A 23,122-nucleotide genomic window follows, 5' to 3' on the forward strand; every position below is an offset into this window, starting at 1 on the left:
CACGGGACTGGGGAGGGCGTCGTTCATGGAGGCGGTTCCGGCACGGGCACGTGCGTACGTGGCCTGTGTCGTGCTCGGCGCGCTGGTCTGCCTGCTGCCACCACCCCTGGTCCGCACGCCCTGGTGGGCGACGACCCTGCTCGCCGTCCTGTACGCCGGCGGGGAGTGGATCGCCCGCAGGCGCTGCCCCGGCACCTTCTACCCGGTTCTGCTGGCCGCGGTGTTCGTGCTGCCCCCGCCCGCCGCCGCGCTGGTCGCGCTGACCGGCGCGCTGCCGGCGCCCGTCGAGCGGCGTCCCGTCGTGCTGCGGCGGATCTGGCGGGCGGCCGAACTGGTCGTGACCGTGTGGGCGGCCGGGTGGGTGTTCTGGACGCTGGGCGGGCGCGACGCCGTGGTGGCGCCCGACGTCCCGCACGCGCTCGGGCCGGCCGCGGCCGCGGTGCTGACCTTCTGCGTGGTGCAGACCGTGCTCGACGGCGGCATCCTCGTCGTCGCCGAGCGGGTCCCGGCCCGGCGGGCCTGGCGCGGCCTCTTCCTGCGGTCGCTGGCACCGGTCGCCGTGCACGGGCTCGCCGGGCTGATGATGGCCGTGCTGTGGCGCAGCCCCTACGGCCCCGTGGCCGCGCTGCTCGTGCTGCTGCCGATGGGCGTCTCGTGGTGGGCGTTCGTCCAGTACCACCGTGAGCGCGGCGCCCACCAGGCGACCATCAGGGCGCTGGTGCAGGCCGTCGACATCAAGGACGGCTACACGCGCGGGCACAGCGAACGGGTCGGGCAGGCCTCCATGCTGATCGCGCGCGAGCTGGGCATGGACGACGGACGCGTCGAGGTGCTGCGGTTCGCCGGGATCCTGCACGACGTGGGGAAGCTGGGCGTGCCCACGCGGCTGCTGCGCAAGGACGGGCCGCTCACCCCCGAGGAGCGGCGGGTGATCGAGCTCCATCCGGAGTACGGGCACGAGATGGTGCGGGGGATCGCCTTCCTCGGCGAGGCCCGGGCCGCCGTACTGCACCATCACGAGCGGCTGGACGGAAGCGGGTATCCCTACGGACTCGTGGGGACGCAGATCCCCGAGTCCGCGCGGGTGGTCGCGGTGGCCGACGCGTTCGACGCCATGACCTCCACCCGGTCCTACAGCAGGGCCCGGCCGGTCTCCGTGGCCCTGGAGGAGCTGGAGCGGTGCGCGGGGCGGCAGTTCGACCCGGTGATGGTCGACGCGCTGGCGCGGGTGGTACGGCGGTCCGGGTGGGATCCCGTCGTCACCGCCCAGGGCGGGAGCTCCCGCCGGGTCCCGCCACCGCACCCGCCGGTCTCCAGCCGGGCGGGGGCGAACCGTTGACCCGCGGCCGGGCCCTCCCCCTGATGCGCGGCTCCGCCGCGCTCCTCGCCTCCGGCTGTCTCGCCGTCACCCTCTGGACCGGTCTCGAACAGCGCGGCATCGCGCTGGCCTTCGGCGTGTTCGTCGCCCTCGGGGAGCTCACCCGCTGGACGGGACCGCGCACCCGGGAGGCGGCGCCGCTCGGCGCGGCCGGGGCGCTGTCGTACGCGCTGCTCGGGGAGGTCGCCGGGCGGCCCAGTGCCCACGGGGTGGCCCAGGTGGTCAGTGTCGTGCTCGCCGCCTCGCTGGCCGGATGCGTGCCGAACATCGCGCGCGGGCGCGGGCCCGTGGTCGACCATCTGGCCCGGCGGGTGCTGACCGTCGGGTTCGCCGCCGTGTGCTTCCAACCGCTCTACGACGGCGGCACCTTCACGGACTGGAACGGACCCGCCTACGCGCTGCTGCTCGTCGCCGTCCTCGCCCTCACCGCGCTGTGCGACGCCCTGCTCGCCGCCGCGCTGGCGTACTCCCGCACCGGCTGGCCCTTCGGACCGCTGCTCCGGGACGAACTGCACCGCATGCTCGGCATCGGGTCGGCCGTCTGCGCCACAGGCGCCGTGATGGCGCTCGCCGTCGCGGTCGTCGGCCTCTGGGCGCTGCCGGTGTTCTGTCTTCCGCTGCTGCTCACCCAGGTGTCCCTGCGCCGCTACGCCGCGGTCCGCCGGACGTACCGGCAGACCATCGCCTCGCTCGCCCGCGCCACCGAGATCGCCGGGTACACCCCGGTCGGTCACGCCCGCCGGGTCGCCGCGCTCAGCCGGGCCGTCGGGCGGGACATGGGCCTGACCGGCCCGGAGCTCACCGTGCTGGAGTACGCGGCGCTGATGCACGACATCGGGCAGCTCAGCCTGGTCGACCCGGTGCCCGCCGGGGCCACGGCCGGGCTGCCCGGGGCCGAGCAGCGGCGGATCGCGCTGCTGGGCGGCGCGGTGGTCCGGCAGACCGGGGTGGACGCGGAGGTCGCCGTGGTGGTCGAGCGGCAGGCGGATCCGTACCCTGAGCAGCCGCCGGCCGCCCGGATCGTGCGGGCGGTGAACGCGTACGAGGAGAAGGCACGGGACGCGGGCCCCGGCGGGCCGCTCACCGCGCTGGAGGAACTGCGGCTGGGGACCGCGGGAGACTACGCTCCGGAGGTCGTCGAGGCGCTGGCCCGGGTGCTGTCGAGGGAGGGTCTGACCCTGCCCTCGGCTGGGTAACCCATGGGTAATGAGCGCCTCTCCAGCCGCACGTGGTTGGATGCGAAGGAGAGGGTGTCCGGGGGCACAGGCCAGCCCACTCCACGGAACTGGCAGGCGGGAATCGTGAGGATCTTCGGCAAGGGACGGCACCGGCCCTCCGCCTCCTGGCGGCAGGCCACCGACCGGGCTTTCACGCTCATCGGGGACGGTCGCTACGAGGACGCGGGCGCGTTGTTGACGCGGGCCGCCGACCTGGAACCCTGGCTGTCGGAGTCCTGGTTCAACCTGGCGCTGCTGCACAAGTTCCGGCACGACTGGGAACAGGCACGGGCCGCCGGCCTGCGGGCCGTCGCCCTGCTCGACCGGGAGACCGGCGCACCCGACTGGTGGAACGTCGGCATCGCCGCGACCGCCCTCCAGGACTGGCCCCTGGCCCGGCGCGCCTGGCAGGCCTACGGGCTGCATGTGCCCGGCGGTGCCACGGACTCCGGCGAGCCCCTCGGCATGGATCTGGGCAGCGCGGCCGTACGGCTGTCGCCCGAGGGCGAGGCCGAGGTGGTGTGGGGACGTCGGCTGGATCCGGCGCGGATCGAGGTGCTGTCCATCCCGCTGCCGTCGTCGGGGCGGCGCTGGGGTGAGGTCGTCCTGCACGACGGGGTGCCGCACGGCGAGCGGACCACCGCCGCCGGTCACTCGTATCCGGTGTTCGACGAGATCGAACTGTGGGCGCCCTCACCCGTGCCCACCTGGGTGGTCCTGCTGGAGGCCGCCAGCGAGGCGGACCGGGACGCCCTGGAGCAGCTCGCCGCCGACGCCGGGTTCGCCGCGGAGGACTGGTCGTCCTCCGTGCGGCTGCTGTGCCGGCTGTGCTCGGAGTCACGGATGCCGTCCGACGAGGGCGACGGGGAGCATCTGGACCCGCACGACCACAGCGAGCCCGGGCATCCGGGGCCGCTCGGTCACCGCACGGACGGGCAGCTGTGGGTACCGGAGCGCGAGTGCGGGCTGGCCGCGCCGGCCTCGCTGGTCCGGGGGCTGCTGGACGGGTGGGTCGCGGATTCGCCCGACTCCCGGGACTGGCGGGACCTCGAAGAGGTGTGCTGAGGCCCTCGGCCGGCCGCCGGCCCGTCGTGGCTGGTCGCGTACTTGTCCGCGCCCCCCGCAGGGCGCGTTCCCCGTACCCTGTATCAGCATCACACCCCGGTTTTTCCAGAAAGGCGTACGTCGGTCATGGCGCAGCAGGACACCGATCAGCAGCACGCGGGCGTGCTCCCCGTCGACGACGAGGGCTTCGTCGTCGACTCGGAGGACTGCGAGGAGCGCGAGCAGGCGTACCGCGACCGCGGCACCTCGCGGCCGATCACCGTGGTCGGCAACCCGGTGCTGCACAAGGAGTGCGAGGACGTCACCGACTTCGGTGAGGAGTTCCAGCAGCTGGTCGCCGACATGTTCGCCAGCCAGCGCACCGCCGAGGGTGTGGGTCTGGCGGCCAACCAGATCGGCGTCGACCTGAAGGTGTTCGTCTACGACTGCCCGGACGACGACGGTGTCCGGCACACCGGCGTGGTCTGCAACCCCCAGCTCGTCGAACTGCCCGCCGACAAGCGCCGGCTGGACGACAGCAACGAGGGCTGCCTTTCGGTGCCGACGGCGTACATGCCGCTGGCCCGTCCCGATTACGCCGAGGTGACGGGGCAGGACGAGCGGGGCAACCCGATCAAGGTCCGTGGCAGCGGATACTTCGCTCGGTGTTTGCAGCACGAGACCGACCACCTCTACGGCTACCTCTACATCGACCGGCTGTCCAAGCGGGAACGCAAGGACGCGCTGCGGCAGATGGCCGAGAACGAGCCTCGCTACCCCGTGGTCGCCAACGACTGACACCTCGCCTCACCCCTACGCACGGCGTCTGATCAGGTTCCTCGGCCTGACCAGGCGCCGTTCGTCTGTCCGTCGCACGTTCGATCGGATGTACGCCCCTAGTGATCCAGAACCAGTCAGGTGCCAGGAGAATCTCGGCACTGTGGGGTAGTGAATGAAGCAAATCCGTTCCCAGAACGGTCAGTTGTGGTGCTGAATGGGAAGTGCGGGGTTACGCAACGGCGCACGCCCGGCACAGCGGGAGGGGCGTGCCCAACTGGCGGCTGAGAGGGGTTTGTTCGTGCCTGCTTTCCCACACAGCACCACAGCGACCGCGACCGCGATCGCAGTCCCACCCTCGCTGTCTCTTCCGGTGATCGAGGCGGCGTTTCCCAGGCAATTGCACCCGTATTGGCCCAGGCTCCAGGAGAAGACCCGTACCTGGCTCCTGGAAAAACGGCTCATGCCGGCGGACAAGATTGAGGAATATGCCGACGGCCTGTGCTACACCGATCTCATGGCGGGGTACTACATAGGTGCCCCCGACGACGTCCTGCAGGCGATAGCGGACTACAGCGCGTGGTTCTTCGTCTGGGACGACCGGCACGACCGTGACATCGTCCACCACCGCCCCGTGGCCTGGCGCCGGCTCCGGGCGCTGCTGCACGAGGCGCTCGACTCCCCCGAGGACCATCTGCACCACGAGGACGCGCTGGTGGCGGGGTTCGCGGACAGTGTGCTGCGGTTGTTCTCGTTCCTGCCCCGGACCTGGAACGAGCGCTTCGCCCGGCACTTCCACTCGGTGATCGAGGCGTACGACCAGGAATTCCACAACCGGACCGAAGGGATCGTGCCGACGGTCGAGGAATATCTGGCGCTGCGCCGGCTCACCTTCGCGCACTGGATATGGACCGATCTGCTGGAGCCGAGTGCCGGACAGGAACTTCCGGACGCGGTGCGGAAACATCCGGCCTATCGGCGGGCGGCGCTGCTGAGCCAGGAATTCGCCGCCTGGTACAACGACCTCTGTTCGCTGCCCAAGGAAATAGCGGGCGACGAGGTGCACAATCTCGGAATCAGTCTCATCACCCATGAGGGGCTGAATCTGGAAGAAGCTGTCGTCGAACTGCGGCGGCGCGTCGAGGAATGCATCGCGGAATTCCTGGTCGTCGAAACCGAGGGCTTACGCTTTGCGGACTCGCTCGCCGACGGCACGGTGCACGGAAAGGAACTGAGTGCTGCCGTGCGCACCTGCCTCGGGAACATGCGGAACTGGTTCAGTTCCGTCTACTGGTTCCATCACGAGTCCGGCCGCTACATGGTCGACAGCTGGGACGACCGGTCCACGCCCCCGTACGTCAACAACGAAACGGCAGGTGAGAAATGACCGTCGAGTCCGTACCCGCGGCCCCGAACCGGCAGCAGGCCCCGGAACTGCGGGAGCCCCCCGTCGCGGGCGGCGGTGTCCCGCTCCTGGGCCACGGCTGGAAGCTGGCGCGCGACCCCCTGGCCTTCATGTCCCAGCTGCGCGACCACGGTGACGTGGTCCGGCTGCGACTCGGCCCCAAGACGGTCTACGCCGTCACCACCCCGGAGCTCACCGGCGCCCTGGCCCTGAGCCCCGACTACAAGATCGACGGCCCCCTGTGGGAGTCCCTGGAGGGGCTGCTCGGCAAGGAGGGCGTGGCCACCGCGAACGGGCCGCGTCACCGGCGGCAACGCCGCACCATCCAGCCCGCGTTCCGGCTCGGCGCGATCCCCGCCTACGCGGCGATCATGGAGGAGGAGGCGCACGGGCTCACCACCCGCTGGCGACCCGGTGAGACCGTCGACTGCACCTCCGAGTCCTTCCGGGTCGCCGTGCGCATCGCGGCCCGCTGCCTGCTGCGCGGCGAGTACATGGACGAGCGCGCCGAGCGGCTGTGCCTGGCGCTCGCCACCGTGTTCCGCGGCATGTACCAGCGGATGGTGATCCCGCTGGGGCCGCTGTACCGGCTGCCGCTGCCCGCCAACCGGGAATTCAACCGGGCGCTGGCCGATTTGCATCTCCTGGTCGACGAGATCGTGGCAGAGCGCCGGGCATCCGGTCAAAAGCCGGACGATTTGCTGACGGCATTGCTGGAGGCGAAGGACGAGAATGGCGAGCCCATCGGGGAACAGGAGATCCACGACCAGGTGGTCGCGATACTCACCCCGGGAAGCGAAACCGTGGCCTCCACGATCATGTGGCTGCTCCAGGTGCTCGCCCAGCATCCGGAACACGCCGACCGGATCCGGGACGAAGTCGAATCCGTGACCGGCGGCCGGCCCGTCGCATTCGAGGACGTCCGGAAGCTGACGCACACGAACAATGTCGTCGTGGAGGCGATGCGTTTGCGTCCCGCCGTCTGGATACTCACCCGGCGGGCGGTCGCCGACACGGAACTCGGTGGCTATCGCATTCCGGCGGGTGCGGACATCATCTACAGTCCGTACGCGGTTCAGCGCGATGCGCGATCGTACCGGGACAACCTGGAGTTCGACCCCGACCGCTGGCTTCCGGAACGCGTCAAGGACGTGCCGAAATATGCCATGAGTCCGTTCAGTGTGGGCAATCGCAAGTGTCCGAGCGACCACTTCTCGATGGCCCAGCTGACACTGATCACGGCGGCGGTCGCGACGAAGTACCGCTTCGAGCAGGTGCCCGGCTCCGACGACGCGACCCGGGTCGGCATCACGCTCCGTCCGAACAAGCTCCTGCTCACGCCCGTGCCGAGGTGAGGGAAGCGGGTGCGCTCAGGCGGCCTCCGGGCCCCTGAACGTGCGCCGGTAGGCCTGGGGGGTGGTCCCCAGCGCCCGGACGAACTGGTGGCGCAGCGCGGCCGCGTTGCCGAACCCCGTCCGGCCGGCGATCGCGTCCACCGTCTCGTCCGTCGCTTCCAGCAACCGCTGGGCCAGCAGCACCCGTTGGCGCAGGATCCAGCGGTAGGGGGTGGTCCCCGTCTCCTGCTGGAAGCGGCGGGCGAAAGTGCGCGGTGACATGAGGGCGCGGGCGGCGAGCTGCTCGACGGTGACCTCCTGGTCGAGGTTGCGCTCCATCCACACCAGCACCTCGGCGACCGCGTCGCCCTCCGACCGGGGCAGCGGGCGCTCGATGTACTGGGCCTGCCCGCCGTCCCGGTGCGGCGGCACCACCATCCGCCGGGCGATCTTGTTGGCCACCTCCGGCCCCTGCTCCTTGCGCACGATGTGCAGGCAGGCGTCGATGCCGGCGGCCGTGCCCGCGGAGGTGATCACCGGGTCCTCGTCGACGTAGAGCACGTCCGGCTCGACGACCGCCCGCGGATACTGCCGCTCCAGCTCCTCGGCGTGCCGCCAGTGCACGGCGCAGCGCCGCCCGTCCAGCAGCCCCGCGGCGCCCAGCACGAAGACGCCGGAGCACACGCTGAGCACCCGCGAGCCCCGCTCGACGGCCCGGCGCAGGGCGTCGAGCAATTCCGGCGGGAAGGTCCGCGTCTCGTAGCACGAGCCGGCCGGCACGGCGATCAGGTCCGCCGTCTCCAGGCGGTCCAGTCCGTGCTCGACCCGCAGGGAGAAGCCGGCGTGGGACCGCAGCTGCGGCCCCTCGGCGGAGGTGACCGCGAAGTCGTACACCGGCAGTCCGTCGTCGCTCCGGTCGGTGCCGAAGACCTCGCAGACCACGCCGAGTTCGAAGGGGTTCACGCCGTCGACGAGTACGGCGGCCACGTTCTGCAGCATGCCCCCAGTGTGCCTCAGTGATGGCAGTAAATCGAGGGTCTACGGCAGTCCTGCCACTGTCGGTAAGGAGTGTCCGGCGCGAGAGTGGTGTCCATGAACACGAACCAGATCGAAGCACTCATCGGAATGCTGGCCGTCGCGGGACTCTTCGTGATCATGGTCCTCCCTTCTCTCATCGGCATCGCGCACGACCGGCGCGTCGACCGCGAGATCAGGGAGGCCCAGGACCAGCGCGGGCAGAAGGAGGATCAGAAGTCCTCGTCCAGGTCGACCGTGCCCTCCACGGCCACCTGGTACGCGGAGGGACGCCGCTCGAAGAAGTTGGTCAACTCCTGAACCCCCTGGAGCTCCATGAAGGAGAAGGGGTTCTCGGAGCCGTACACCGGAGCGAAGCCGAGGCGCGTGAGGCGCTGGTCGGCGACGCACTCCAGGTACTCCCGCATCGACTCGGTGTTCATCCCCGGGAGGCCGTCACCGCACAGGTCGCGCGCGAACTGCAGCTCGGCCTCGACGGCCTCCCGCAGCATGTCGGTGACCTGCTCCTGGAGCGCGTCGTCGAAGAGCTCCGGCTCCTCCTTGCGGACGGTGTCCACCACGTCGAACGCGAAGCTCATGTGCATGGTCTCGTCGCGGAACACCCAGTTGGTGCCGGTCGCCAGACCGTGCAGCAGACCCCGGCTGCGGAACCAGTAGACGTACGCGAAGGCCCCGTAGAAGAACAGGCCCTCGATGCACGCGGCGAAGCAGATCAGGTTGAGCAGGAAGCGCCGGCGGTCCGCCGTGGACTCCAGGCGGTCCAGCTTCTCGACCTCGTTGATCCACCTGAAGCAGAACTCGGCCTTCTCGCGGATGGACGGGATGTTCTCCACCGCGTCGAACGCCGCCGCCCGGTCCTGCGGGTCGGGGAGGTAGGTGTCCAGCAGGGTCAGATAGAACTGGACGTGCACCGCCTCCTCGAACAGCTGGCGGCTCAGGTAGAGCCGGGCCTCGGGGGAGTTGATGTGCTTGTACAGCGTCAGGACCAGGTTGTTCGCCACGATCGAGTCGCCCGTCGCGAAGAACGCCACCAGCCGGCCGATCAGGTGCTGCTCCTCGGGGGAGAGCTTCGCGAGGTCGGCGACGTCCGAGTGGAGGTCGACCTCCTCCACGGTCCAGGTGTTCTTGATGGCGTCCCGGTAGCGCTCGTAGAAGTCCGGGTAGCGCATCGGGCGCAGCGTCAGCTCGAAGCCGGGGTCGAGAAGGTTCTGGGTACGGGTGGACATCACTGGCAGGCCTCGCAGGACTCGGGGTTTTCCAGGGAGCAGGCGACCGCTTCGGGGTCGGTGGCCGCCTGGACGGGGATGGTGGTCCGGGGCTGCGCCTGGGCCGCGCGGGCGATGCGGGTCGCGGGGCGTGAGCGCAGGTAGTACGTCGTCTTCAGGCCCGACTTCCAGGCGTAGGCGTACATCGAGGAGAGCTTGCCGATGGTCGGCGTCTCCAGGAACAGGTTCAGAGACTGGGCCTGGTCGAGGTACGGGGTGCGCGCGGCCGCCATGTCGATGAGCCCGCGCTGCGGGATCTCCCACGCCGTGCGGTAGAGCCGCCGTACGTCCTCGGGGATCCAGGCGAAGTCCTGCACCGAGCCGTTGGCCTCGCGCAGCGCCTCACGGGTGCGGGCGTCCCAGACGCCGAGCTCCTTCAGCTCCTGCACCAGATAGGAGTTGACCTGGAGGAACTCACCGGACAGCGTCTCGCGCTTGAAGAGGTTCGACACCTGCGGCTCGATGCACTCGTAGACACCGGCGATCGAGGCGATCGTCGCGGTGGGCGCGATCGCCAGCAGCAGGGAGTTGCGCATGCCGACCGCGGCGATGCGCTCGCGCAGCGCGCTCCAGCGCTCCGGCCAGGTCGGCTCGACGCCGTAGTGGTCGGGGTGCAGCACGCCCCGGGCGGTGCGGGTCCTGTCCCAGGCGGGCAGCGGCCCGTTGCGTTCGGCGAGGTCGGCGGACGCCTCGTACGCGGCGAGCATGATGCGCTCGGCGATCCGGGTGGACAGCGCCTTCGCCTCGGGCGAGTCGAAGGGCACCCGCAGCTTGAAGAAGACGTCCTGCAGGCCCATCGCGCCGAGGCCGACCGGGCGCCACCGGGCGTTGGAACGGCCCGCCTGCTCGGTCGGGTAGAAGTTGATGTCGACCACGCGGTCGAGGAAGGTCACGGCGGTGCGGACGGTGGCGTCCAGCTGCTCCCAGTCGATGCCGTCGCCCACGACGAACGCGCCCAGGTTGACCGAGCCCAGGTTGCACACGGCGGTCTCGCCGTCGTCCGTGACCTCCAGGATCTCCGTGCAGAGGTTCGAGGAGTGGACGACGTGGCCCGGCTCGGCGGTCTGGTTTGCGGTGCGGTTGGCGGCGTCCTTGAAGGTCATCCAGCCGTTGCCGGTCTGGGCGAGGGTGCGCATCATCCGGCCGTACAGCTCACGGGCGGGCAGGGTCTTCCTCGCCAGGCCCCGGCTCTCGGCCGCGCGGTACGCGGTGTCGAACTCCTCGCCCCACAGGTCGACCAGCTCGGGCACGTCCGACGGGGAGAACAGCGACCACGGGGCGTCCGCGTCGACCCGCCGCATGAACTCGTCCGGGATCCAGTGCGCGAGGTTCAGGTTGTGCGTACGGCGGGCGTCCTCACCGGTGTTGTCCCGCAGCTCCAGGAACTCCTCGATGTCGGAGTGCCAGGTCTCCAGGTAGACGGCGGCCGCGCCCTTGCGCCGGCCCCCCTGGTTCACGGCGGCGACCGAGGCGTCCAGCGTCTTCAGGAACGGGACGATGCCGTTGGAGTGGCCGTTGGTGCCGCGGATCAGGGAGCCCCGGGAGCGGATCCGGGAGTACGACAGACCGATGCCGCCGGCGTGCTTGGAGAGCCGGGCGACCTGGTGGTAGCGCTCGTAGAGGGAGTCCAGCTCGTCCTTGGGGGAGTCCAGGAGGTAGCAGGACGACATCTGGGGGTGCCGGGTGCCGGAGTTGAAGAGGGTGGGGGAGGAGGGGAGGTAGTCGAGCCGGCTCATGAGCCCGTAGAGCGCGGCGACTTCGTCCACCGACCGGGTGGTGTCGTCCTCGGCGAGGCCGGCGGCGACGCGCAGCATGAAGTGCTGGGGCGTCTCGACGACCTTGCGGGTGATCGGGTGCCGGAGCAGGTAGCGGCTGTACAGGGTGCGCAGGCCGAAGTAGCCGAAGCGGTCGTCGGCGTCCCGGTCGACCAGGGCGTCCAGGCGGTCGGCGTGCAGGCGCGTGAACTCGGCCGTGCGGTCGGCGATGAGCCCTTCCCGGTGCCCCACCGCCACGGACTCCGTGAAGGACGTGACCCCCTGGGAGGCGGCCTCGGCGGCGATGGAGACGGTCAGCAGCCGGGCGGCGAGCCGGGAGTAGGCGGGGTCCTCGGAGATCAGTCCGGCGGCGGCCTCCGTGGCCAGCTCCCGCAGTTCGCTCTCGTCCGCCCGCGCGGAACGGCCGCGCAGCGCGGCGGCGGCGACCCGGCCGGGGTCGGCGTCGGGGAGGTCGGCGGTCAGCTCGGTCAGGGTCCGCAGCAACGCGGTCCCGGGTCCGTCGGTCTCCCCTTCCACGGTTGTCGCTGCGGCCGGTTCGGCTGGCGCGATGGTCACGTGGGGCTCTCCCTCGCTCGGCACGGGGGCCTCGCGGAGGGCAGGGCAGGGCACACGAGCGCACGGGCGTTCGCGTCCACCGGCCCATTCCACGAGACCCGGACGTCAGGGCACCCGGGCCGGACGGCCGGGCGCACTGTCGGCAGGTCCTCGGACTGAACCGGCGTGCGTTCCCTTTTCGGGACGGACGCACGCGAGTACACCGTTGCGGGACAGTTCCGGATTCGCACCGGATTCCCCTGCGGCGACAGCGAGCATGAGCATACATCTGGTGTCGGGTGCCGACAGCACCCCCATATGTTGTGTCGCCGATGACTTCAGAGCGTCAACTGGTAGGTGAGAAGCGTGATGTCGTCCAGCTCCGGGAGGGGGTTCCAGTCCCGCTCGGGAGTGCGGGTGAAGCCCAGCCGTTCGTAGATGCGGTGGGCCGCGTGCATGGTCCGCTGGGTCGACAGAACGAGCCCGGCGCAGCCGTCGAGGGCGCGGGCGCGCTCGACGCAGGCACGCACCAGGGCCTCGCCGACCCCTCGGCCGCGGGCCTGACGGGCGACGGCGAGCATGCGGATCTCCGCCTCGTCGGGGGCGGCTATGTCGGCCATGGGGCCGCCGGAGGGGACGAACGTCACGCCGCCGAGGACGCGTTCGTGCGCGACGGCCACGAGCACCTGTGCGGCGGCCGCGCGCTTGGCGACGTCTCGCAGCTCGCCGAGGTAGCCGTCGCTCTCGCCGAAGTCGAGGAGTCCGTCCTGGAGGTAGGCCTGCGCGGTGATCTCGCCGAGGGCGGCGTACTCGGCGGGGTGCGCGAGGCGGATGTCGATGTCCATGGCGGCAGTGTGTACGACGACGGGCCGCCGCATCGTGTGATGTCGGCGGCCCGCTGCGAGTCGTTCAGCTGCTGCTCGCGCTCACGCGGCAGGGCCGCGTGCCGCAACGGCCCCGCGCCTCAGTGGGCGGCACCCGCGGTCGCCGGGGGAAGCTCCGCCTTGACTCCCGGGTCGCCGGCGTCCGCCGTGTAGTCGCCGGGCTTGGTCTCGTCGACGCCCTCGGGAGCCTTCACGGCCTTCAGGACGAAGGTGAGGACCACCGTGACCACCAGGTTGAGGACGAACGCCGTGAGGCCGATGTAGCCGATCTCACCGATGCCGGGGATCTCCGCCGAGGAGCCGCCGAAGTGCTTCTGCGTCGGGGAGGCGACACCGTAGGCCGCGACCGTGCCGTAGGTCATGCCGACCGCCCAGCCGGCCAGCAGCGCCCAGCGGTGGAACCAGCGGGTGAACAGACCGCCGACCAGGGCGGGCATGGTCTGGAGGATCCAGATGCCGCCCAGCAGCTGGAAGTTGATCGCCACCGTCTTGTCCATTCCGAGGACGAAGACGAGGGCGCCGACCTTCACCAGCAGGGACACCAGCTTGGAGACCTTGGTCTCCTGCGCGGGCGTGGCGTCCGGCTTGAGGAAGTCCTTGTAGATGTTGCGGGTGAAGAGGTTGGCCGCCGCGATCGACATGATGGCCGCCGGGACCAGCGCGCCGATGCCGATCGCCGCGAACGCGACGCCGGTGAACCAGTCCGGGAACATGTTCTCGAACAGCTGGGGGATCGCCAGCTGGCCGTTCTCCACCTTGACGCCGGCCGCGATCGCCATGAAGCCGAGCAGACCCAGCAGGCCCAGCATCAGCGAGTACAGCGGCAGGATCGTGGAGTTGCGGCGGATCACGTCCCGGCTGCGGCTGGACAGCACGGCCGTCACGCTGTGCGGGTACATGAACAGGGCGAGCGCCGAGCCCAGTGCCAGCGTGGCGTAGGTCCACTGCGAGGCGGCGGTCGGCACCAGTCCGCCCGCACCGGCGTCGGCGTACTTGTCACCCGCCGCGGCGAAGATGTCGTCGAAGCCGCCCAGCTTGATCGGGATGTAGATGATGGCGACGGCGATCACGATGTAGATCAGCGCGTCCTTGACGAACGCGATCAGGGCCGGTGCCCGCAGACCCGAGGAGTACGTGTACGCGGCCAGCACGCCGAAGGCGATCAGCAGCGGCAGGTCCTTGATGAACCAGTTGGTGTCCTCGCCGCCGCCGATGCCCATCACGTCCAGCACGGCCTGGATGCCGACCAGCTGGAGCGCGATGTACGGCATGGTCGCGAGGATGCCGGTGACCGCGACGGCGAGGGACAGGCCCTTGGAGCCGAAGCGGCCGCGGACGAAGTCCGAGGTGGTGACGTAGCCGTGCTTGTGGGAGACCGACCACAGCCGCGGCAGGAAGACGAACATCATCGGGTAGATGAGGATCGTGTACGGCACCGCGAAGAAGCCGGCCGCGCCCGCCGCGTAGATCGCCGCCGGTACGGCGACGAAGGTGTACGCCGTGTAGAGGTCGCCGCCCAGCAGGAACCAGGTGATCCAGGTCCCGAAGGACCGGCCGCCCAGGCCCCACTCGTCGAGGCTGTGCTCGTTCTCGGCCTTGCGCCAGCGCGCGGCCAGGAAGCCCATCACCGTGACGGCGACGAAGAAGAGGATGAACACGGCGAGTGCGACGCCGTTCACACCGTCCTTCATGCTCCGGCACCCCCCTGCGTCTTGCGGGCGCGCTGGTCACGCTGCCACAGCCAGTAGGCGGTCATGGTCAGGGCGGTGGAGATCACGACCCAGGCCATCTGGTACCAGTAGAAGAACGGGATGCCGATGAAGGTCGGGTCCGTCTTCGCGTACGAGCCCACCCAGAGCATGGCCACGAACGGTGCTATCAGGCAGAGGGCGATGACGACGCGCACAGGCGTCACCACCGGCCCTCTGTTCACTTCTGAGGCTTCTGACATCGGACGGCTCCGTCCCCTCGCTGATCACCTGGTGCAACGCGCAGGCAATCTAGGTCACGGTGTCCCGCTACCGGAAGCCCCTGTTCAGATACCGGTTACTCAGCAGCAGCGGAATCCTTGCCGCGGGTCTGTTTCCTGCCGGTCCGTCCGCATCCGCTCGAACTCCCGCCGGGTGGGCACCTCCGCCTCCGGGTGGCCCTTACGGATATGCGCGACATAGCGGTCGTAGGCCGACTCGTCCGTCAGCTCACGGACGTACCAGCGCACCCCGCTAGTCACTCGGCGCAGCAGTGCCGACGTTCGCACGGCGCTCCTCCTCCCTCTCCTCGGGCGTGGCGATCAGTCCGGCGGGCGCGACGATCTTCGAGGCGACGTACGGCGCCTCGCTGAGGGTGGTGAGCGCGGGCCGGCGGACGTGCCGGACGCAGATCCGCGCGGCGTCCACGAGGACCGCCACGATCAGCAGGGCGAGGACGGCCGACAGGACGCCGTCCACCGTGGAGTTGGTGACGACGGTGTGCATGTCGTCCATGGACTTGGCCGGCGGCAGGATCTCGCCCCGGTCGATGGCGTCCTGGAAGACCTGGCGCTGCCGGAAGAAGCCGACCTTGGGGTCGCTGGAGAAGACCTTCTGCCAGCTGGCCGTCAGGGTCACGACCGCGTCCCACAGGAGCGGGACACCGGTGATCCAGGCCCACTTGAGGCGGCCCGACTTCACCAGCAGCGTCGTGCAGACGGCGAGCGCCACGGCCGCCAGCAGCTGGTTGGAGATACCGAAGATCGGGAACAGCTGGTTGATGCCGCCGAGGGGCTCGTGGACGCCCACCCACAGGAAGTAGCCCCACAGCCCGCAGACGATCGCGCTGGTGATCACCAGGCCCGGCTTCCAGCTGACGTTGCGGAAAGGCCGGTACACGTTGCCGAGGGTGTCCTGGAGCATGAACCGTCCGACACGCGTGCCCGCGTCCAGCGCGGTCAGGATGAACAGCGCCTCGAACATGATCGCGAAGTGGTACCAGAAGGCCTTGAGGCCCCCGCCGGTCACCTGGGAGAAGATCTCCGAGACGCCGACCGCCAGCGTGGGCGCACCGCCGGTGCGGGACAGCAGCGTCGACTCCTCGACGCTCTTCGCCGCCGCGGCGAGCTCCTCGGGGGAGATCTGGTAGCCCCAGCCGCCCACCACCTGCGAGGCCTGCTCCACGCTGGTGCCGATGACACCGGCCGGCGCGTTCATCGCGAAGTACAGCCCCGGGTCGATCACGCTGGCCGCGATCAGTGCCATGACGGCGACCGACGACTCCATCAGCATGGAGCCGTAGCCGATCATCCGGACCTGCGTCTCCTTCTGGATCATCTTCGGCGTCGTGCCCGACGAGATCAGCGCGTGGAATCCGGACAGGGCACCGCAGGCGATCGTGATGAACACGAACGGGAAGAGGGAGCCCGCGAAGACCGGCCCGTCGCCGCGGGAGGCGAAGTCGGTGACCGGGTCCATCCGCAGCGTCGGCAGCGCGATCACGACACCGAGGGCGAGCAGCACTATCGTGCCGATCTTCATGAAGGTGGAGAGGTAGTCGCGGGGCGCGAGGAGCATCCACACCGGCAGGATCGACGCGATGAAGCCGTACGCCACCAGCCAGACGACCAGGGTCGAGGGGGCGAGGGTGAAGGTCTCCGCCCAGGACGACTCGGCGACCCAGCGGCCGGAGACGAGGGCGAACAGCAGCAGGCCCACGCCGATGAGCGACACCTCGGCGACCCGTCCGGGCCGCAGGACGCGCAGGTAGAAGCCCATCAGCAGCGCGATCGGGATGGTCATCGCGATGGAGAAGGTGCCCCAGGGGGAGGCCGCCAGGGCGTTGACGACGACCAGGGCCAGCACACCGAGCAGGATGATCATGATGGCGAACGCGGCGAGCAGCGCGGCCGCGCCGCCGAACGGGCCGATCTCCTCCCGCGCCATCTGGCCGAGCGAGCGGCCGTCCCGGCGGGTGGAGAAGAACAGCACCACCATGTCCTGGACCGCGCCCGCGAAGATGACGCCGGCGATGATCCAGATCGTGCCGGGCAGGTAGCCCATCTGCGCCGCGAGCACGGGGCCGACCAGGGGGCCGGCGCCGGCGATCGCGGCGAAGTGGTGGCCGAGCAGGACTCGGCGGTCGGTGGGGTGGTAGTCGATGCCGTTGTCGAGGCGCTCCGCCGGGGTGGCACGGGTCCTGTCGACCTTGAGGACCTTGTGCGCGATGAACTTCGCGTAGAAGCGATAGGCGATCGCGTACGAGCCGAGGGCCGCCGCGACCATCCAGGCTGCGGAGACCTCCTCGCCGCGGGAGAGCGCGAGCACGGTCCAGCCGGCGGCGCCGACGAGTGCGACGAGGCTCCAGATGACGATGGTTCGGGCGTTCGCTGTGCGCACGGGTCGTCCTCCCGTCGTATGCGTTACGGGAGGACGGTAGGGCAGGCGATGTGACCTGCGCTACACCGCGAACACGGTTACGCCGTGGGGCGCTTGAGGCGTGCCACGAACTTGTAGCGGTCGCCGCGGTACACCGAGCGCACCCACTCCACCGGCTTGCCCTCCCGGTCCAGCGAGTGCCGGGACAGCATCAGCATCGGCAGGCCGACGTCCGTGCCGAGGAGCCCGGCCTCCCTCGGGGTGGCCAGCGAGGTCTCGATGGTCTCCTCGGCCTCGGCCAGATGGACGTCGTAGACCTCGGCGAGCGCGGTGTAGAGGGAGGTGTACTTGACCAGGCTGCGGCGCAGGGCCGGGAAGCGCTTGGCGCTCAGGTGGGTGGTCTCGATCGCCATCGGCTCGGCGTTGGCCATGCGCAGCCGCTCGATGCGCAGGACCCGGCCGCCGGGGGTGATGTCGAGCAGTTCGGCCAGCCGGTCGTCGGCGGTGATGTAGCCGATGTCCAGCAGCTGGGAGGTGGGCTCCAGGCCCTGGGCGCGCATGTCCTCGGTGTACGAGGTGAGTTGCAGTGCCTGCGAGACCTTCGGCTTGGCGACGAACGTGCCCTTGCCCTGGATCCGCTCCAGCCGGCCCTCGACCACCAGCTCCTGAAGGGCCTGGCGCACGGTCGTGCGCGAGGTGTCGAACTCCGCGGCCAGCGTGCGCTCGGGCGGGACCGGGGTGCCGGGCGGCAGGGTCTCCGTCATGTCGAGCAGATGCTTCTTCAGGCGGTAGTACTTGGGCACGCGTGCGGTACGGACGGGTGTCCCGCTCTCGTTCTCCGCACTGCTGACCTCAGTGCTCATGCTCCGCCTTCCCGGCTCACCTACCGACCCGACCGACGTCCGCCGGTCGCGGCTCACATCGTGGCACGGCCACGCGCGAGGGGTTCCCCGCACGCTCCGTGATCCCCCCTGTATACCGTCGGCGCCTCCGATGGTCTAGTCCACGACGGTCATGTGGTCTACCCCGGAGCGGGTGGAGCGGCCCTGGTTTTCGAGGGGTTCTTACTTAAAGGTTCCTGCATATGTAGGTCCCATAACGGCTGGTCGGGCCCTACACGAGACCCTTGACACGTCCTATGGTCTGGGCCAAGCTCCCCGGTACTGGTCTACACCATTGGTCCAGGTCCCGGCCCCAGGGCGGTACGTCAGTCACCGCGGGGACGAGGGGGGTTTGTGGCATCCCTGAGGAGGGTGGCGTGAAGCGCAAGCTGATATCCGCGATCGGTGTCGCGGCGATGATGGTCTCCATTGCGGCGTGCGGGGGGTCCGACGACAAGGCGTCCGAGCAGGACCCGAAGGACCGCAAGGGTGAACTCACCGTCTGGCTGATGGTCGACGCCCAGTCCACCTGGCCCGAGTTGGTCAAGCAGGCCAACGCGGACTTCAACAAGAAGTACCCGGGTGTCAAGGTCAACGTCCAGTACCAGCAGTGGGCCGACAAGACCAAGAAGCTCGACGCGGCACTGTCGGGCGACAGCTTCCCCGACGTGGTCGAGCTGGGCAACACCGAGACGATGACCTACATCCTCAACGGTGCCCTCGGCGAGATCGACCCCAAGAAGCACGACAACTCGGACACGTGGATCGGCGGTCTGAAGGACACCTGCACGTACGAGGGCAAGCTCTACTGCGTCCCGTACTACGCCGGTGCGCGCGTCGCGATCTACAACAAGGACATGCTCAAGGCCGGCACGGGCTCGGACCAGCTGCCCGCCACCGAGGACGAGTTGGTCACCGCCCTCGACAAGGTCCAGAACAAGTACAAGAGCGACAACGCCTTCTCCTCGCTGTACCTGCCGGGTCGTTACTGGTACGCCGCCATGTCGTACGTCGCTGCCTACGGCGGCGAGATCGCCACCTACGACGAGGGCGGCAAGGAGTGGAAGGGCGCCCTGTCCACGCCGGAGGCGCAGAAGGGCATCCAGCACTTCATCGACCTGGTCAAGAAGTACAACAACGGCGACCAGACGAAGGACGAGCAGGACCACGCCAACGTCATGGCCAACGAGAAGGCCGCCGTGCTCTACGGCAACGGCTGGGAGGCCGGAAGCGTCGTCGACGGCGCGAACAACGGCAACCCGAAGCTGGAGGGCAAGATCGCCACCGCGGGCATGCCCGGCCCGGAAGGCAAGGCACTTCCCTCCTTCATCGGCGGCTCCGACCTGGCCACCATCTCCAAGTCCGAGCAGCAGGACCTGGCGGAGGAATGGATCTCGCTGTTCACCAGCGAGAAGTCCGAGGCCGCCCTGGCCGCCAAGAACATCCTCCCCAACAACACCAAGCAGCTCGAGCCGCTGAAGGCCAAGCCGGAGACGGCTCCCATCGCCAACGCCGTCCCCGACGCCTGGTTCACGCCGATCGCGCCCGGCTGGGCCGCGATCGAGAAGAAGGAAACCCTGGAGACGATGCTGCTCGACATCCTCAAGGGCAAGTCGGTCGCCGAGGCCACCAAGGCCGCCGACGCGGAAATCGACTCGCTGATCAACGAGGCCTCCTGATCCAGGAGCCGAACTCCCCTTGAGCTCCGGTGCCTTGTCCGGCCCGCCGTTGGCCGGGCAAGGCCGGTCGGGCGTGCCGGCCACCCAGGCTGTGCCGGCCCGCCCTCCAGGAACCCCTTCGAACGGAAGGCCAGCACAGTGAGTGCCGCCGACATCAAAGCAGCCGACCCGGAGGTGTCCGTCGTACGGGCCCAGGGTGACGGCCCGACACCGGCCACCTCTCGGCGCGTCCGGTGGACGAACGGGCCACTGCTGCCCTATCTGCTGATCGCTCCGGCTGTCGTGGCACTCGCCGCAGTGTTCGTCTGGCCGCTGATCAAGACCGTGATCATGTCCTTCCAGGACGTGGGCCGCCGGGAGCTGTGGACGGGCGACGCCGCACCGTGGGTCGGCTTCGACCAGTTCACCAACATCCTCGGTGACAGCGAGTTCTACACCGTCCTGTGGCGCACCGTCCTCTTCATGGTGGTGTGCGTGGTCGCCACCATGGCCATCGGACTGTTCCTCGCCCACGCCATGCAGCGCATGACGAACGCGGTCCGGCTGCTGCTGACCGGTGCGCTCATCGCGGCCTGGGCGCTCCCGCTGCTCGTGGCCACCTCGATCTTCCGCTGGTTCGCCGACTCCGACTACGGCGTCGCCAACATGGTGCTCACCAAGTACCTGGGCCTCGACTACCAGGGCCACAACTGGTGGCTCGACCCCAAGCAGGGCTTCCTCGTGATCGGCGCCGTGGTGGTGTGGGGCGCGGTGCCGTTCGTCGCCGTCACCCTCTACGCCGCGCTCACCCAGGTGCCGGCCGAGCTGGAGGAGGCCGCCGCGCTCGACGGCGCCGGGCGGTTCGGAGTCTTCCGGTACGTCACCTGGCCGGTGATCAAGCCGGTCTTCCAGATGGTGGCGACGCTGTCGGTGATCTGGGACTTCAACGTCTTCGGACAGATCTTCCTGATGCGCGGCAACAAGCCGGAGTCCGAGTACAACCTGCTGGGTCTCTACTCCTACGAGAAGGCGTTCGAGTCGAACTCCTTCAGCCAGGGCGCCGCCATCGCGCTGATCACCGTGCTGCTGCTGTCCGGCGTGGCCGTCTACTACCTGCGCCAGCTGCTCAAGATCGGAGAGGTCGAGTGAGCGACACGACCGCCACGCGCGCCACGGCCGCGCCTCAGTACCGCCCCGACCGCAAGAAGCCGAGCCGGCACTTCTACAACGCCGTGGGACTCGTCGCCTTCGTGGTGATGGCGTTCCCGGTCTACTGGCTCGTGGTCAGCGCCCTGCGCCCCAACATCGAGATCCGGTCCTACGACCAGAAGCTCTGGCCGACGTCGCTCACGTTCGACAACTTCCGCCGGGCCGTCGACGAACCCAACTTCGGCACCGCGATCCAGTCCAGCCTGATCATCTGCGTGACCGCCGTCGTCGGGGCGATCCTGCTGTCCACGATCGGCGCCTTCGCCATCGCGCGCTTCCGCTTCGCCGGCCGCAAGATCTTCATGATCGCGCTGCTGGTGGTGCAGCTGCTGCCGCCGACCGCCATGCTCATCCCGCTGTACATCCAGCTGAACGACCTGGGCGCGATCAACGAGTACTGGGGCGTCATCGTCATCTACCTCGTCACGACGCTGCCCTTCGCGACCTGGATGATCCGCGGCTTCGTCGTGAACATCCCGCTGGAGCTGGAGGAGGCGGCGCTGGTCGACGGCTGCTCCCGCATGGGCGCCTTCTGGCGCGTGGTGTTCCCGCTGCTCGCGCCGGGACTCGCGGCCGCATCGATCTTCTCCCTGATCAACGCGTGGAACGAGTACCTGCTCGCCTACATCGTGCTGCAGGACAACGACAAGTACACGCTCAACGTGTGGCTCATGAACTTCACCACCTCACGCGGGACGGACTACGGCGCCCTCATGGCGGCCTCGACGCTGATCGCGATACCGGTCGTCGCATTCTTCATGATCGTGCAAAAGAAAATGGCCGCCGGTCTGACCTCCGGCGCCGTGAAGGGATAGCGGCCCCGATGACGACATTCGCCAGCGATACCGACACGCTCACCCGTGACGCGCTGACGGTCCTCCAGCCCGGCTTCACCGGCACGGCGGCCCCCGACTGGCTGCTGCGCCGCCTCGGCGAGGGACTCGCCTCCGTCGGGCTGTTCGGCCGCAACATCTCCTCGCCCGACCAGCTCGCCGCCCTGACCGCCCAGCTGCGCGCGGAACGCGACGACGTCCTGGTCGCCATCGACGAGGAGGGCGGTGACGTCACGCGCCTGGAGGTGCGGACGGGATCCTCCTTCCCCGGCAACCACGCGCTCGGCGCGGTGGACGACGTGGAGCTGACGAGGGAGGTCGCCGCCGAACTGGGCCGGCGCCTCGCCGCCTGCGGGGTGAACTTCAACTGGGCCCCGTCGGCGGACGTGAACTCCAACCCCGACAACCCCGTCATCGGCGTCCGCTCGTTCGGCGCCGACCCGGCTCTCGTCGCCCGGCACACCGCGGCCTACGTCACCGGCCTCCAGTCGGCGGGCGTGGCGGCCTGCACCAAGCACTTCCCCGGCCACGGCGACACCAACGTCGACTCGCACCACGCCATGCCCCGTATCGACGCGGAGCCGGCCGTGCTCGGCGAGCGGGAACTGGCTCCGTTCCGTGCCGCGATCGCCGCGGGCACGCGGGCGGTCATGAGCGCCCACATCCTCGTCCCGGCCCTGGACCCGGACCGCCCGGCGACGCTCTCCGGCAAGGTGCTCACGGAACTGCTGCGCGGTGACCTCGGCTACGACGGCCTGATCGTCACCGACGGCATGGAGATGCAGGCCATCTCCGCCACCTACGGCATCGAGCGCGGCAGCGTCCTCGCCGTCGCGGCCGGCGCCGACGCCATCTGCGTGGGCGGCGGCCTCGCCGACGACGAGACGGTACGGCGGCTGCGCGACGCCCTGGTCGCGGCGGTGCGCGCCGGTGAACTTCCCGAGGAGCGGCTCGCGGACGCGGCGGAACGCGTCCGCAGGCTCGCGGCGTGGACGGCGTCGGCGTCGGGTGGGCCGGCCGCGACGGGCGCGGGCGAGCCCGGGGCGGACGGCGAGGTGGGCCTGCGCGCGGCGCGGCGGGCGCTGCGGGTCACGAGCACCGAGTCCTTCACGCCGCTCACCACGGCGCCCTACGTCGCCGCCCTGACGCCCGTCGCCAACATCGCCGTCGGCGACGAGACCCCCTGGGGCGTGGCGGCGGAGCTCACCACCCTGCTCCCCGCCACGGAAGCGGGCACCTTCGGCGGGCCCGACGCGGGCGGCGCCGTCCTCGCCGCGGCGGGGGAGCGGCGCGTCGTGGCGGTCGTGCGCGACGAGCACCGGCACCGGTGGATGGCCGACGCGCTCGACACGCTTCTTGAGGCCCGGCCGGACACGGTCGTGGTCGAGATGGGCGTGCCCCAGGCCGCCCCCCGGGGCGCGCTGCACATCGCGACGTACGGCGCGGCCCGGGTCTGCGGACGGGCGGCGGCGGAGGTCATCGCCGGGGTCTGAGGCGGTCCTGAGTGCGAGGGGTGAGCGGCGCGGCGTGCCGGGGGGCGAGCCGCG

At 69.9% G+C, this 23,122-nt stretch carries 20 protein-coding genes and 1 riboswitch; of the genes, 11 read left to right on the forward strand and 9 right to left on the reverse strand.

What is annotated here, in order from left to right:
* Positions 1-25 precede the first annotated feature (25 nt).
* The 6 genes from ACIP2X_RS16530 (at position 26) to ACIP2X_RS16555 (ending at position 7,176) form a co-directional block, all read left to right on the forward strand.
* On the forward strand, positions 26-1,339 hold the full coding sequence (locus ACIP2X_RS16530; protein WP_401673096.1) for an HD-GYP domain-containing protein: 1,314 nt from the start codon (positions 26-28) through the stop codon (positions 1,337-1,339).
* A 23-nt stretch (positions 1,340-1,362) separates the two neighbouring features.
* Entirely contained in the window at positions 1,363-2,574 is a 1,212-nt protein-coding gene (locus ACIP2X_RS16535) for an HD-GYP domain-containing protein (RefSeq protein WP_401673099.1), read from the forward strand.
* A 105-nt stretch (positions 2,575-2,679) separates the two neighbouring features.
* Entirely contained in the window at positions 2,680-3,660 is a 981-nt protein-coding gene (locus tag ACIP2X_RS16540) for a tetratricopeptide repeat protein (RefSeq protein WP_401673102.1), read from the forward strand.
* Positions 3,661-3,786: 126 nt separating this feature from the next.
* A complete protein-coding gene (def, locus tag ACIP2X_RS16545) occupies positions 3,787-4,437 on the forward strand; it encodes a peptide deformylase (protein WP_401673104.1) in 651 nt (216 codons plus the stop codon).
* A gap of 280 nt (positions 4,438-4,717) precedes the next feature.
* Positions 4,718-5,803 carry an epi-isozizaene synthase gene (cyc1, locus tag ACIP2X_RS16550; protein ID WP_401673107.1) on the forward strand — a complete coding sequence of 362 codons (1,086 nt, stop codon included), beginning with the start codon at positions 4,718-4,720 and terminating at the stop codon, positions 5,801-5,803.
* Entirely contained in the window at positions 5,800-7,176 is a 1,377-nt protein-coding gene (locus tag ACIP2X_RS16555) for a cytochrome P450 (RefSeq protein ID WP_401673110.1), read from the forward strand. The genes cyc1 and ACIP2X_RS16555 overlap by 4 nt, the downstream gene beginning before the upstream one ends.
* A 15-nt stretch (positions 7,177-7,191) precedes the next feature.
* Here ACIP2X_RS16555 and ACIP2X_RS16560 read toward each other — a convergent pair whose 3' ends face one another.
* The gene (locus tag ACIP2X_RS16560; protein WP_401673113.1) at positions 7,192-8,154 is read right to left on the reverse strand and encodes a GlxA family transcriptional regulator; all 963 of its coding nucleotides are present in this window, start codon (positions 8,152-8,154) and stop codon (positions 7,192-7,194) included.
* 93 nt (positions 8,155-8,247) lie between these two features.
* On the opposite strand from ACIP2X_RS16560, the gene ACIP2X_RS16565 reads away from it, so the two are divergent.
* Positions 8,248-8,490, forward strand: coding sequence for a hypothetical protein (locus ACIP2X_RS16565; protein ID WP_401673115.1), 243 nt, complete (start codon positions 8,248-8,250; stop codon positions 8,488-8,490).
* On the opposite strand, the gene ACIP2X_RS16570 is transcribed toward ACIP2X_RS16565, so the two are convergent.
* The 8 genes from ACIP2X_RS16570 to ACIP2X_RS16605 all read right to left on the reverse strand — a co-directional run bounded on the left by ACIP2X_RS16570 (position 8,403) and on the right by ACIP2X_RS16605 (position 17,857).
* Positions 8,403-9,416 (reverse strand): ribonucleotide-diphosphate reductase subunit beta, encoded by a 1,014-nt coding sequence (locus ACIP2X_RS16570; RefSeq protein WP_401673118.1) that lies wholly within the window; start codon positions 9,414-9,416, stop codon positions 8,403-8,405. The two genes, ACIP2X_RS16565 and ACIP2X_RS16570, sit on opposite strands and share 88 nt — an antisense overlap.
* Positions 9,416-11,785, reverse strand: coding sequence for a ribonucleoside-diphosphate reductase subunit alpha (locus tag ACIP2X_RS16575; protein WP_401673120.1), 2,370 nt, complete (start codon positions 11,783-11,785; stop codon positions 9,416-9,418). The genes ACIP2X_RS16570 and ACIP2X_RS16575 overlap by 1 nt, the downstream gene beginning before the upstream one ends.
* 123 nt (positions 11,786-11,908) lie before the next feature.
* Positions 11,909-12,086, reverse strand: a riboswitch (cobalamin riboswitch).
* Between the two features lie 16 nt (positions 12,087-12,102).
* Entirely contained in the window at positions 12,103-12,609 is a 507-nt protein-coding gene (locus ACIP2X_RS16580) for a GNAT family N-acetyltransferase (RefSeq protein WP_401673123.1), read from the reverse strand.
* Between the two features lie 119 nt (positions 12,610-12,728).
* Positions 12,729-14,339, reverse strand: a complete 1,611-nt coding sequence (gene mctP / locus ACIP2X_RS16585; RefSeq protein WP_401673125.1) for a monocarboxylate uptake permease MctP — start codon at positions 14,337-14,339, stop codon at positions 12,729-12,731.
* Positions 14,336-14,599 carry a DUF3311 domain-containing protein gene (locus tag ACIP2X_RS16590; RefSeq protein ID WP_401673128.1) on the reverse strand — a complete coding sequence of 88 codons (264 nt, stop codon included), beginning with the start codon at positions 14,597-14,599 and terminating at the stop codon, positions 14,336-14,338. The genes mctP and ACIP2X_RS16590 overlap by 4 nt, the downstream gene beginning before the upstream one ends.
* Positions 14,600-14,698: 99 nt before the next feature.
* Positions 14,699-14,905 (reverse strand): YbdD/YjiX family protein, encoded by a 207-nt coding sequence (locus ACIP2X_RS16595; protein ID WP_401673131.1) that lies wholly within the window; start codon positions 14,903-14,905, stop codon positions 14,699-14,701.
* Complete coding sequence (locus ACIP2X_RS16600) at positions 14,871-17,015, reverse strand: carbon starvation CstA family protein (protein ID WP_401673133.1); 2,145 nt, start codon at positions 17,013-17,015, stop codon at positions 14,871-14,873. Before ACIP2X_RS16600 ends, ACIP2X_RS16595 begins: the two co-directional genes overlap by 35 nt.
* 77 nt (positions 17,016-17,092) lie before the next feature.
* On the reverse strand, positions 17,093-17,857 hold the full coding sequence (locus ACIP2X_RS16605) for a GntR family transcriptional regulator (protein ID WP_401673135.1): 765 nt from the start codon (positions 17,855-17,857) through the stop codon (positions 17,093-17,095).
* A 395-nt stretch (positions 17,858-18,252) separates the two neighbouring features.
* Here ACIP2X_RS16605 and ACIP2X_RS16610 point away from each other — a divergent pair, with 395 nt between their 5' ends.
* The 4 genes from ACIP2X_RS16610 (at position 18,253) to ACIP2X_RS16625 (ending at position 23,068) form a co-directional block, all read left to right on the forward strand.
* Positions 18,253-19,554 (forward strand): sugar ABC transporter substrate-binding protein, encoded by a 1,302-nt coding sequence (locus tag ACIP2X_RS16610; RefSeq protein WP_401673138.1) that lies wholly within the window; start codon positions 18,253-18,255, stop codon positions 19,552-19,554.
* 138 nt (positions 19,555-19,692) lie between these two features.
* Positions 19,693-20,682, forward strand: coding sequence for a carbohydrate ABC transporter permease (locus tag ACIP2X_RS16615; RefSeq protein ID WP_401673141.1), 990 nt, complete (start codon positions 19,693-19,695; stop codon positions 20,680-20,682).
* Positions 20,679-21,557 carry a carbohydrate ABC transporter permease gene (locus ACIP2X_RS16620; RefSeq protein WP_401673143.1) on the forward strand — a complete coding sequence of 293 codons (879 nt, stop codon included), beginning with the start codon at positions 20,679-20,681 and terminating at the stop codon, positions 21,555-21,557. The genes ACIP2X_RS16615 and ACIP2X_RS16620 overlap by 4 nt, the downstream gene beginning before the upstream one ends.
* Positions 21,558-21,565: 8 nt before the next feature.
* On the forward strand, positions 21,566-23,068 hold the full coding sequence (locus ACIP2X_RS16625) for a glycoside hydrolase family 3 protein (protein ID WP_401673146.1): 1,503 nt from the start codon (positions 21,566-21,568) through the stop codon (positions 23,066-23,068).
* Positions 23,069-23,122 lie beyond the last annotated feature (54 nt).

It is taken from the genome of Streptomyces sp. NPDC089424, from assembly GCF_044749345.1.
GTDB lineage: Bacteria > Actinomycetota > Actinomycetes > Streptomycetales > Streptomycetaceae > Streptomyces.